We start from the raw sequence: 12267 nt of genomic DNA on the forward strand, positions 1-12267 counted from the left end.
TTTGATACCCGTACGGTAACGCGCCAAATCCAAATCGTCAACTTAACATTACCTATACAGCACCTACACAACAGCAATGCACTCGATTTCGACCAGGACATCTTTAGGCAAACGAGCCACTTCAACACAGGCTCTAGCCGGGGCTGTATCGTCATCAAAGTAAGTTGCATAAACACCATTCATGGTGCTGAAATCATTCATATCTTTTAGAAAGACAGAGGTTTTGACCACATTGGCCAGGGTGGCTCCGGCGGCGGCCAAAACAGCATTCAGGTTATTAAGACACTGTTTGGTTTGGGTGGCCACATCCCCTTCACCCACTAGCGCACCGCTGCTTGGATCTAGGGCAATCTGTCCTGAAACAAACACCATCTCACCTGAGGCGACAACCGCCTGGTTGTAGGGACCCACTGGAGCTGGGGCTTGATCGGTTTGGACAATGCGACGAATCATAATGTGAAATTGAGTAGCTCTAGTATTTTACCGGATGCCTCACCATACATACTGTTTTAGCGCGGCAGGATTTTGGGTGTCTGAACGCGGTCTAGAGACCGGAGCGCACGCCGCAGATGTTACTTTGAAACATGAGATAAAATCCCCGTCTACTGTTGCCCTGCCATGGCTGACTTTGATCGTGTAACTGAGCTTTATCAAGAATTTCCGGATAAGTTTCGCAGTATTGTCCTGAGCACCGTCGGCGCTGATGGTATCCCCCAGGCTAGCTATGCTCCTTTTTTAATCGACGCTGATAAGAGCATCTATATCTATATCAGTGGTTTGTCAGCGCATACAGCTAATCTCAAGGAAACGGGTCGGGCCAGTGTTCTTTTGATTGAAGATGAAGCGGAGACAAAAGAGATCTTTGCGCGGCGGCGTTTGACCTATGGCTGCATGGCCAAAGCGCTACCCCGTGATACGGGGCAATGGCAAGCGCTGATTGGCCGCTTTGAGCAGCGGTTTGGCCATGTGGTGGGACTGATGAAGGAACTACCTGACTTTCAGCTATTTCAATTACAGCCTCAGTCAGGACAGTTTGTGATTGGCTTTGGAGCAGCCTATCGGGTTAATGCGAGTGATCTGACGCAGCTGGAGCCCAGACGCCAGCGTTAGGCTTCGGGATTAGCTAACACGCCATTGAGAAAAATCTCTGCTAGGGTTTCTGCCAGTTCCTTCATATCCTGGGGTGAGCTGGCTTCATCTGCCAATGTGACTTGGCTAAACCCGGCAATGGTAAACATGCCTAGGAAAATCCGGGCAACAACTCGAGGGTTCATGGGGCGATAGGTACCTCGGTCCATGGCCGTTTGGAAAAATGCTTCGGCCACATCGGTCATTTTGATAATGACTTCGGCCTGTACCCGTTCCCGTAGTTCTGGGTGAAACTGCGCTTCCATAAAACACACGCGCAGCATGTCGGTATTGGCCGAAAGATTTAGCATGCGTTTGCGCATAACCTTAGCAATCGCTTTATAGTTGGCCATTTCACTCAGCTCTGTGAGTAAATCGGTCAACAAGTCTACCCAGCCACGGGTGGCCACCTCAATCAAAATAGCTTTTTTGCTATCAAAGTGACGAAATAGGGTGCCTTCAGCTACCCCTGCTGCTTGGGCTAAATCTCGGGTGGTGGTACCACCGTAGCCACGTCGGGCGAATAGCCGCTGGGCTGCCCCGAGAATCTTCTCTTGAGTATCATCTTGGGACGTCGTCAGCGGTTTAGCAAATTGCATACAGAGTCTCTACGCCTTTGGGCTATTGTCTATCGTGATCTGCTTAATCATGTCATTGGTTAACAGAAGCTTACATTCAGTGGGCTCTCCAGCCCACTGAATCTGTTCCCGGTGGCGCGACTTATAGACGACTTAGGTAGACACTTGGGCTAACACATTGGCGTCACAGCGAATGTGATGGTTAACCACGTGACAGGGGGCGTCGCCCAGGCAAATTCCCATGCCGCGAGCTGTTTTGACCAGTGTATCCTCGGGATTGACGGCGCGATATTCTGCGATCGCATCGGCAATAGGCACATGCACCACCTGACGATTTTGCCAGCTCACCATGTGGTCGTACTTTTGAGAGGCGATCAGATCAACCGCTTCTACTCCAAAGGCGGTGGCCAACACTCGGTCTAACGGCGATGGTGCGCCGCCTCGCTGCACATGTCCTAGAACCGTGACGCGGGTTTCAGCCCCAATGGCTTCAGTAATTTGCTCAGCTAAGTGTTCACCAATGCCCCCCAGTCGACATTGCCCCAAGCGATTGGTCTGGGTCACTTTCTCACCAGCTTCGGTACAAACCGCCTCGGCCACAATAATGGTGGCAAAGTTCCGTTTTAATCCCTTGATGGTGCGGCAAATATTGTCGATGGTGTAGGGAATTTCAGGGGTTAGAACAATATCGGCCCCGCCAGCAATGCCGGCATTGAGAGCGATATGTCCAGCATCCCGACCCATCACCTCTAGAATCATTACCCGCGAATGACTGGCGGCGGTAAAGTGCAGCCGGTCTAAGGCCTCTGTGGCAATATTGACCGCCGTATCAAACCCGATGGAGCGCTCGGTACAGCCCAGATCGTTATCAATGGTTTTGGGAATACCGACGAGGTTGAGTCCCCCTTGCTGAGCCAGGCGACGAAGAATGGCCATACTACCGTCCCCGCCGATGCCAATCAGGGCATCTAGTCCCAACAGATGGTAGCCATCAATGATTTCTTGGGAGCGATCGCAAGTAGACCCATTGGGCAATGGAAAATCAAACGGATTTCCCTTATTGGTGGTGCCCAGAAGAGTTCCCCCCGCTAACAATAAATCGTGGGTACTGGACACATCAAACTCTACATATTCAGGCGGACGGGCCATTAGTCCCTGGGTGGCACGAGAAATCCCTAACACTTCCCAACCATAGCTGTCAGCCCGATGAACAACCGCTCGCAATGCGGCATTCAGTCCGGCACAATCTCCACCACTTGTCAGTAGGCCAATTCTTTTTCTGTCCCGATGCTGTCCCATAGTATCTCTACGCTAACCGTTTAGAACGCGATTTTAAGACTACAGGGTTAGCGTGACGTCTACTCAGACCATGGGAGTATTCTGAGCAATTATTGATAGGACGATATACTCCGCAATACTTTTGTATATCCAGATTACGGAATTTGTTGCTATATCAAGGGTTTAGAAATAGGCCTAATGTTCAAAGTAACAAACATTTTAGTAGGGGAATTGGCTTAGCTGTCATGGGCAATTCAGCGTAATTACTGATGACAACCTCAGATTTTATTGATGATTAATTAGACCTTTACCAGAACTTATTGCGGCGGTACTCATCAACTTTAACAAAGGTATAGCAACAATATTGTTTTAGTAAATGGCTGTGGTTGTACCCGACGTTCACAGTTTAAATGACTATATTCGATGTAACGGCAACTCAATCCGAAACGCAGTGCTAAACGCGTGTTGATTTGTACGGATATCAGGTCATCTTCCGGTTAGGTCCACTAACCCTTGTTAAGAACAGTAAGGTTAAGGTTTTTTTACTACGGAATATGATGGCACAGGCCATTTTAGAAAAATTTTTAGGAACGTTGGTAGTATCTGCCGCCGTAATGGGTGCGACAGCCCAGATGGCAGCCGCTCAAGTTGGGTTTACGGGTGACTTTGCGCCTGACAATTGGGAGTTGTTCAATGGGAGCCCAGCGTTTCCCAACGTCGACACCACACCACTGACTATCAATAATATTCCCCTGGCTCCTTTTAATGGCTCAGCTGATTTTAGTGATGCGCCCGATTCACTGACCCTATTAGGCAGTAATCAGTCTGAGATTTTGGAGCAGTTTGGGCTTAGCTGTGAGTCTACGGATTTACCATCCCAAGCTCTGTTTTTGTGTGACAGGAGCTTTACTACTGTATTTGTAACTGTCCCCGAAACAAGCACTCTTTTCTTTGACTGGGACTATAGTACCGCTGACCCCGGTGGGGCTAGATTTGACCCTTTTGGATTTGCCATCGGCACTTTCCCTCCTGACTCTCCTCGGACGGACGGTGTTTTTACCGAGCTAATTGATCGGAATGGTCCTGCTACGCAGTCTGGCACCACGTCTGTTCAGGTTGTCGCTAACCACGTATTTGGATTTCAAATTGGCACCGCTGATAACCAGTTTGGTCGGTCCCAGGCCACCATTACCAATTTTCAGGTGATGATAACTGAGCCGGATGAGGGAGATCCAACATCGGTACCAGAACCGACGTCAGCGGTTGCGATCGCACTGCTAGCCGGTCTAGGGCTACGGTTAAGTAAAAAAACTCGTTCGGACCAGTAGGTATCTTGATAAGTATTATTACCTAAAAGTCTCATATTTAAACATCTAAAACAGCAGTGTTTAGCCAGTCTTGGCTAACCAGTTTTAATCAGCCGGTCTTAGCTAACCAGTTTTAATCAGCCAGTCTTGGCTAACCAGTTTTAATCAGCCAGTCTTGGCTAACCGGTTTTCACTAGACGGTCTTGACTAGCCGGTCTGAAACAATGGTTTCTCCTGTTTCTGGGTCAAACAGGTGCACATGTTCCACGCGGATTCCTAAGGTCAGTTTGTCCCCTGGACGAGGCACCTGGGCTTCAATCCCATCTAAACGCACTAGCAGTGCATTTTCTGCTGAGACATCATCCAACTCTACGGTGAGGTAGGTTTCACTACCTAAGGCTTCAGCCCGCTGAACGGTCACCGCTAAATGTTTGGGAGCGGGCACGGCCAATCGCAAATGTTCCGGACGAATGCCTAGGGTCAAAGATCGATTTCCATGGGTGGCTAAGATGGGTTCCCACTGGCTCGGTAATGTTAGTCGAAATGCTGGGTGGACCAGCGTTAGAGGCATTTGCACCTGGACGCTCAGAAAATTCATCGGTGGTGAGCCAATAAATGACGCCACAAACCGGTTGGCTGGATACTGATAGAGTTCCAACGGAGCCGCAATCTGCTGAATTACCCCTTCATGCATAACCGCAATCCGATCCCCCATGGTCATGGCTTCTACTTGATCATGGGTGACATAGATGGTCGTAGTGCCTAACCGTCGCTGTAGTTCGACAATCTGGGCTCGGGTTTCAGTCCGTAGCTTGGCATCTAGATTTGATAGGGGTTCGTCCATCAAAAATACCTGCGGGTTGCGGGCCATGGCTCGCCCCAGCGCCACCCGCTGTTTTTGTCCCCCTGAAAGCTGTCGAGGTAACCGCTTTAGCAATGGGGTAATTTGTAAAATCTCAGCGATGGCTTTCACTCGCTGGGCAATGGCCTGTTCCCGCTCTGGCCAGTAGTGAAACCCTGGGGGCAGCAGCCGGGTGAGGCCAAACAAGATCTGCTGCCAGCGAGTAATGGTGGGTAAATCGCTCGCTACGGTGCGACGCAGCCCAAAGGCCAGGTTGTCATACACGCTCAGGTGGGGATACAGGGCATAGCTCTGGAATACCATGGCCACATCCCGCTGTTTGGGAGGCAGAATATTGACCCGCCGTTTGCCGATAGCAATCGTGCCACCGGTAATACTTTCTAAACCGGCAATTAGCCGGAGTAAGGTACTTTTACCACAGCCCGATGGCCCCACTAGGACCATAAATTCGCCGTCTTTGACATCTAGATAAATTCGTTTGAGCACCGTCGCTGCCTTGGCATCCGACGATTGACGAGGAAATGTTTTGTAAACGTTGTCTATAACGACCTCGGCCACGTTTGCTTCCTATTTCTGAGGACCGATATTACTCGGCGGGGGGATCTACAGATACTAGAATATCGGTGATGGTTTCACCACGGGCAGGGGTCAAGATGCGATCGCACGGCTGACTACGTCCCTGTAGCGATACCCGCGATATTCTCAAACGCGCCGCCCGATCCTGACTCGTGACCACCGTAAATTCAGCTGTGTCTGGAGCCTCCACCAATGTGGCTAGGCTATCACCATTTTGACTAAACTTAAATGACTGGGAGCCAATACCACCACGGCTACTGCGCTTAATGGCTCCTACCTGCATCCGTTTGGCATATCCCTTGGTGGACATGAGTAACACCTTGCTCTGATTTTGAATCGGTACACAGCCCATGACCGACTCCCCCTTAATCACTCGAATTGCCTGGGTCCCTTGGGAGTTTCGACTCGTATCCGGTAGCTGATCGCGATCAATGGTGAATCGTAAAAGTCGTCCACCGGAGGACGCCAGCATTAAATCTTGGTCTAAATCAGCCAGGACTGCATAGGCTAAGTAGTCCTCTGGCTTGAGCTTAATCGCCACTAATCCGCGCCCTGTAATTGACTCAAACTCGGTCAGCGGCAACCGCTTAATTTTTCCCTGGGCTGTCACCAAAATAATCTGCTGCGCCATCACCTCAGCTGTGAGCAAAATCGGCGGAAGGACCGTGTCCGGATCGTTGCCAATGGCATCGGGTAACAGATTAAATAAAGGCTGCCCTTTAGACTGCCGCTGAGCTAGAGGCACATCATTCACTGTTAGGCTAAACGCCTTTCCATCGCGAGAAAATACCAGAAAATTATGGGTGGTCCAGGCAAATTCCGTCTGGGTGACAACATCATCTAACTCCGTTAACTTAGTGGCCAGCTTCTCCTGCTTTCCTTGCCGTCGTTGGTAGGTGCGCGGAGATAGACGTCTGGCATACCCTTTCCGAGTAAACTCAACCACAGTTTCCTCTTCCTGGGCCTGGGCTTCTAGGCTAGCCAACCGCTCTGCTTCAGCAGCCCGCTCACTGGCCGTCTGCAGTCGAGTTCGGCGCTCATCACCAAAGGCTTTTTTGAGCTTTCTGAGATCTTTTTTAAGGGCCTTAAGCCGTTCTTTACGATCCGATAGCAGACGCTCAAGATTTTCCTTGATCGTCGATAGCTCATCAAACTCGTTGAGCAGATTGTCTTGCTCTAACCCCACTAAGCGCCGTAGGGGCATCGCTAAAATGGCATCGGCCTGACGATCGCTCAGCTCAAAACGCTCGCTGATTTCCAGCTTCGCTGATGAACCATCTGGCGCTGCCCGAAGGATTTCAATCACCTCATCAATACTGTCGAGGGCCGTCAACAGACCTTCCACAATGTGTAATCGCCGATCGGTCTTTTCCAGCTCGTTGGTATATTGCTTAACCAGCGTCTCTTCACGAAAATCTAGAAACGACTGCAGCATATGGCGCAGGGGCATCTGAATCGGCTGCCCGCCATCGAGAGCCAGCATAATCGCCCCAAAATTGCTCTGCAGGGGCGTCATTTTATAGAGCGTGGTCAAAATACTGTGGGGCTGCGCTTCTCGCTTTAATTCGATCACCACCCGCATGCCGTCGCGATCGCTTTCATCGCGAATATCCGCAATACCTTCAATCCTGCCCTGGTTGACTAAATTAGCAACTTTTTCAATCCAGCCTGCTTTATTGACTTGATAGGGTAGCTCTGTCACCACAATGGCATTGCGACGCTGTCGTCCTTTACCCGGCTGAACTTCCTCAAAGCTAGCAATCCCTCGCACCGGAATACTGCCCCGGCCAGTGCGATAGGCATCGTGGATGCCCTTGGTATCGGTGATCTCACCGCCCGTGGGAAAATCTGGACCCGGAATCAGCTTAAATAGCGCCTCATCTGTAAGCGCAGGTCGATCGATAATCGCAATCAAACCATCAATCACCTCCCCCAGGTTATGGGGCGGAATATTTGTCGCCATGCCCACGGCAATACCCGAGCTGCCATTGAGTAAGAGGTTTGGCAGCTGGGCTGGTAAGACCGTTGGTTCCTGCTGAGAACTATCAAAGTTATCAATAAAATCAACGGTGGCTTCGCTGATCTCATTGAGTAAAGACTCATGGCTAACAGAGGCCAGTCGCGTTTCCGTATAGCGCATGGCGGCAGGCGGATCATTATCCACCGAGCCAAAATTGCCATGGCCATCTAGCAACGGATAGCGGCTGGAAAAATCCTGCACCATGCGCACTAGCGCATCGTACACAGCCTGGTCTCCATGGGGGTGATATTTACCCAGCACATCCCCCACCACACGGGCACATTTACGAAAGGGCCGATCGGGGGTCAAACCCAGCTCGTGCATAGCATAGAGGATACGCCGATGGACTGGCTTGAGGCCATCGCGCACGTCAGGCAAGGCCCGCCCGACGATAACGCTCATGGCATATTCCAGATATGATCGCTGCACCTCTGTATGAAGAGACGTGACGACAATTTGTTCATCTGAAAACGCATTTAGCTGGTCTGCCATGATTTCGTATCCTTGAAAGCCGCCTCGAAAGCATTAAAGCAACCTTGTCCACGTCCAGTAACTGTAAGGTTTAAGGTTGCCGTCGATAAAACTCTAGGTTTTAACTTGGACGTGGTTTAGCCTTACCAATGCTGTACCTTATACACAAGCGTCATGGATCCGCAATAGTTAAAATCCAAATCAATCAAGAATTCAATAGACTTGTAAACGCTTGCGTGCCCGAGTCGTTGTATTTAATCAAGCCTCAATACTCACTGGTCTAGCCCCTCCTAGGCCTATGACCAACACCAGTTATAGTAACGTTGCTGTGTTAACGGAATGCCTATGAAAACGGTTTTAATCGTGGAAGACGACATGATCAATGCACGCGTGTTCTCCAAGATTTTGACCAAGCGGGGTGGCCTGGCGGTCAAACACACTGAGAACGTCGATGAAGTCATGCAAATTGCCGAAAGTGGCGAAGTGGATGTGATTTTAATGGACGTTTCCCTATCCCACAGTGTCTATCAAGGAAAACCAGTGGATGGCATCCGCATTACCCAGATGCTGAAAGCCAATGACAGTACTGCCCAACTACCGATTATTTTAGTGACTGCCCATGCCATGGATGGCGATCGGGAAACCTTTCTACAACAGAGTGGAGCCGATGGCTATATCTCAAAGCCGATCGTGGATCACCAAAAGTTTGTAGATGACGTCAAAGCCATGATCGGTGAATAGGAAATAGATGCGCCCCTGTGCATCCCTACAGACCTGAGAGTACTTCCTGCAATCCAGGCGTACCAAACATGGCTTCGGTCGCCCCCAATAAGCGACTCCCCCAAAGGTTATCCGCCAAAAAATCTAGATCAGCATAGCGACTGTCTCGCTCTAGAGCAGCCGTTGCAGCTTCGATCGCTTTAGGACGGTCAATGTTGGCGGCATACTGAGCAACCGCAATGGCTAAAGTAGGCTCTGGTTCCTCCTCAGACACCGTTAAAGAACGCTCCCACTCCACAATTGCTGACTCCGACTCTCCCATTTCATATAGAACGAGACCAATATTGTTAATAGCAGGCCAAAAGAGTTCGTTAAAACTAACGGCCATTTCATACTGCTCAATGGCCTTTTGATAGCGATTGAGTTTGTAATAGGTGTTCCCCAGATCAAAATGAGCACCGGAATTGCTGGGTTCTAAGCCAAGTCCTTTCTCTAAAGCATTGGCCGCTTGCAAATATTTGGCTTCGCTAAAATAGGCCGAGCCCAAGCTAAACCAAACAACAGGATCATCATCACTGAGGGCCTTTGCACTTTCTAGGGTGGTGACGGCGGCAGCACTGTCGCCTACCTGTAAATATAAGCTACCCATCAACGTTAGGATCTGCGGATCTTGGGGGGCCAGCTGAGCGGCCAGTTGAATCCGCGCTAGGGCCTCATCGTACTGCTGAAACTGAGCTAGCTGGGCGGCCTCTTGGGCCAATGTGAGTCCGGTTGCCGTCAGTCGCTCCTCATCTAAGGGCAGCGTGTAGGGCAGTAGTGCCTGGGCCTCTGCAGCCCGGATCGTCCAGCCACAGCCCAGTAGGGCAAGCAGCGTAGCGAGTGTAGGACGAGTAAGCCGAGATATGAGCTGATTCATAGGGTGTGGACAGAGTGTTAAGACGTCGGAAAAATTCGGAGGCTGAAGCGGTCTGAGAATTATTTTAGGAATACATTTGTGGATAGACTGAGCTTGAAAGCGTCTTTAGTGATCTATTTCGGTCATTTGGCTAGTTATCAGTATAGATACACCCTCCAGTGGGAAACTGGCAATTTGATAAACTTATGGGAAATAGAACGCCTAGGCGAAAAACATCATACCCAGATAGCCTCGGATAGGCCCAGAGACACTTCTTAAAATCTCGTTTCAAACTCTAACAAAACTCGATTGCGATCGTCGAAGTTAGTCGTTCCCCGAATTGTAAATTCATCTGTCAATCGATAGCGCAGGTTAAATTCTGTCGGTGTATTGTCAGTCAATATTTTGACTAAAGATAGGGTGATGTTGTTGGTGACATCAAATCCAATTTCCGTTGCCACATCCAGGCTAGACCCGCTGTTGTCTTCACTGGAAAAGCGTGAGGCTCCTGTCACTGGGAAGAGGCGAAACTCACTCAGGTTTAGGGTGCTGCTAATAAAATCTTGCAGACGGTTTAGCAATGCTCCGCCAAAGAAATTAATGACGCCTTGACCGGACTGCAGGGCGGCAACGTAGCTACCGCTGAGTAGATTAATAATTTCTTGTCTAGATCGAGGGGGAGAGCTAGAGAGTTCGATCACGGTATCGCTAATGTCTGAGAGAAATAAACTCTCCAGCAGCTTACTGGCTGTGCCTTGGTAATTAGCGCGGATGCGAATGGTTTCTATGCCGGTGGTGCCCTGGAACCGATCGATGGCGGAATCGGTAATTTCTGATGAGGCAAAGGCGGTGGCTTCGACCACGTTTCGTTGCCGAGTTTCTGTAACCGATGTGCGCAGGGTTACGTCAAGGACGGGATCGGCAATTCCCCGCTCTGGAATAAATCGGGCAACGTTATCGCGACCGGCTAACCGAAATGTTGTGGTCAGCAGGTTGATGCGACCGGACCGCAGACGAATGACGCCTTCGGGTTCAATGGCACGGAAGGGTCGGAGGGGACCCGTGATGCGTAAATCTCCCTGGGCAACAACATTGAGTAGATTACTTTGTTGAATCTGGATATTCTTCGCCAGGGTGATTTTGAGGTTTTCAAACCGAGGTACAAACAGGGGAATCTCTTCTGATTCTGGAGCAGCGGCGGCATTATTATTGCCTTCGGGTAGAAACAGACGACCATCGGACAGCTCTACTACACCGCCTAGCTGGGGACCGCCCAATAACAGACTACCCCCCACCACTACCTGGCCGTTGACGCCTCCTCGGTAGATCCCTTTGAGTTCGAGGTCGATATCATCAAGGGTGACCGTTAGGGCGCCAGAGGGGTGGATAGGTGGCGTATCGGCACTGTCCGAGCTGTCCGGGCTGAGGGGACCGGCTTCTTCGGGAGCGGGGTCGGCAGTGGTTTCATTAGTGCTTTCATCGGTGGTTTCGTCCGCCGCCTCGGGTGGGTCCGCCCCCAAAACGGCTAGCTCAGGAGCGCTAATTAGAAATGGAAAGCCTAGGGGAAAACTGCCAGCCGCTTGCAGACGGCCATTTCCATAGTTCCCTTGTAGCGTTTTTACAATGATCTGATTGTCTTCAAAAATGATATTTCCGGCAAAATCTGTTAGAGGATCCGGGAGCAGTGGCGATCGCAACACCGCTTCGCTCACATCCATCTCACCGGTCACAATGGGGCGACTCAGACGTCCCTCAACATTGACCAATACCCGTCCTTTCCCTGACTCCCAGCTCACCTGATTGTTGAGCACATTCAGCAGGGCTAACCCTTCATCGGCCACATCAATGGTCAACGCAATGCGATCATCATCAGGCTGCACCGTCATAAAGTTAAAAGCATAGGGAATGTCTCCCACCAAGGTGAGCGGCTCCGGATTATTCACCTGGGTCAGTTTGCCATCCAAGAGCAGTCGGGCATTTTCATATAGAAATAGCCCATCTGCCTGCTCGATGGGTTGGTCGTTAATGATGCCATCCACCAGGACAATATTTCCCCTAACCGTGGGGTTACCGATACTGCCACTAAAGTTTGCTAGCGCATTTAAACGCCCATCTAACCCTAAAGGCAGATTAAAAATGCCGCGCAGGGCGTCTACTGGCAGTTGCTCTGCGACAAGCTGCAGACCAGAACTGTCTTTTTCGGTCAGCGATAAGTTACCTGCCAGGGTAACAAAGGCCTGCTGAATTTCTCCATCAGAGTTAGGGTCTAAGGTGGTTTCTAAACGGACAGGCTGAAGCGTCAGGTTGCCATCCATTAGCTGACCTTGTGCAATTACCCGATCGGCTTGAAAGTCTGGACTCCATTGCCAGTCTTGCCCCTGCACATCAAAAATTATCTCCGGTAGCTGTTGGGGAGTACCGCTGAGGCTAAC

10 protein-coding genes are annotated in these 12267 nt (G+C 50.4%); 3 read left to right on the top strand and 7 right to left on the bottom strand.

The features are described 5' to 3' along the window. Positions 1-63 precede the first annotated feature (63 nt). Entirely contained in the window at positions 64-453 is a 390-nt protein-coding gene (locus IQ260_RS18480) for a RidA family protein (protein ID WP_228016244.1), read from the bottom strand. A 165-nt stretch (positions 454-618) separates the two neighbouring features. On the opposite strand from IQ260_RS18480, the gene IQ260_RS18485 reads away from it, so the two are divergent. Further along, positions 619-1110, top strand: a complete 492-nt coding sequence (locus IQ260_RS18485) for a HugZ family pyridoxamine 5'-phosphate oxidase (protein WP_193994578.1) — start codon at positions 619-621, stop codon at positions 1108-1110. Here IQ260_RS18485 and IQ260_RS18490 read toward each other — a convergent pair. Both IQ260_RS18490 and IQ260_RS18495 read right to left on the bottom strand, forming a co-directional pair. Further along, complete coding sequence (locus tag IQ260_RS18490) at positions 1107-1727, bottom strand: TetR/AcrR family transcriptional regulator (protein ID WP_193994579.1); 621 nt, start codon at positions 1725-1727, stop codon at positions 1107-1109. The two genes, IQ260_RS18485 and IQ260_RS18490, sit on opposite strands and share 4 nt — an antisense overlap. Positions 1728-1859: 132 nt before the next feature. Beyond that, positions 1860-3005 carry an ATP-dependent 6-phosphofructokinase gene (locus IQ260_RS18495; protein ID WP_193994580.1) on the bottom strand — a complete coding sequence of 382 codons (1146 nt, stop codon included), beginning with the start codon at positions 3003-3005 and terminating at the stop codon, positions 1860-1862. A 533-nt stretch (positions 3006-3538) separates the two neighbouring features. Here IQ260_RS18495 and IQ260_RS18500 point away from each other — a divergent pair. After that, entirely contained in the window at positions 3539-4312 is a 774-nt protein-coding gene (locus IQ260_RS18500; protein ID WP_193994581.1) for a hypothetical protein, read from the top strand. 172 nt (positions 4313-4484) lie between these two features. Here the strand turns inward: IQ260_RS18500 and IQ260_RS18505 are convergent, their stop codons facing one another. Both IQ260_RS18505 and gyrA read right to left on the bottom strand, forming a co-directional pair. Next, positions 4485-5711: an ABC transporter ATP-binding protein gene (locus IQ260_RS18505; RefSeq protein WP_193994582.1), complete on the bottom strand. Its 1227-nt coding sequence runs from the start codon at positions 5709-5711 to the stop codon at positions 4485-4487. 28 nt (positions 5712-5739) lie between these two features. Beyond that, positions 5740-8241, bottom strand: a complete 2502-nt coding sequence (gyrA, locus tag IQ260_RS18510) for a DNA gyrase subunit A (RefSeq protein WP_193994583.1) — start codon at positions 8239-8241, stop codon at positions 5740-5742. Between the two features lie 324 nt (positions 8242-8565). On the opposite strand from gyrA, the gene IQ260_RS18515 reads away from it, so the two are divergent. Then, positions 8566-8961, top strand: coding sequence for a response regulator (locus IQ260_RS18515; RefSeq protein ID WP_193994584.1), 396 nt, complete (start codon positions 8566-8568; stop codon positions 8959-8961). 25 nt (positions 8962-8986) lie between these two features. Here IQ260_RS18515 and IQ260_RS18520 read toward each other — a convergent pair whose 3' ends face one another. Both IQ260_RS18520 and IQ260_RS18525 read right to left on the bottom strand, forming a co-directional pair. Beyond that, the gene (locus IQ260_RS18520) at positions 8987-9856 is read right to left on the bottom strand and encodes a tetratricopeptide repeat protein (protein WP_193994585.1); all 870 of its coding nucleotides are present in this window, start codon (positions 9854-9856) and stop codon (positions 8987-8989) included. A gap of 254 nt (positions 9857-10110) precedes the next feature. Then, a partial coding sequence (locus tag IQ260_RS18525) for a translocation/assembly module TamB domain-containing protein (RefSeq protein WP_193994586.1) occupies positions 10111-12267 on the bottom strand: 2157 nt, incomplete at its 5' end.

Source organism: Leptolyngbya cf. ectocarpi LEGE 11479 (genome assembly GCF_015207065.1).
Taxonomy (GTDB): domain Bacteria; phylum Cyanobacteriota; class Cyanobacteriia; order Phormidesmidales; family Phormidesmidaceae; genus Leptothoe; species Leptothoe ectocarpi.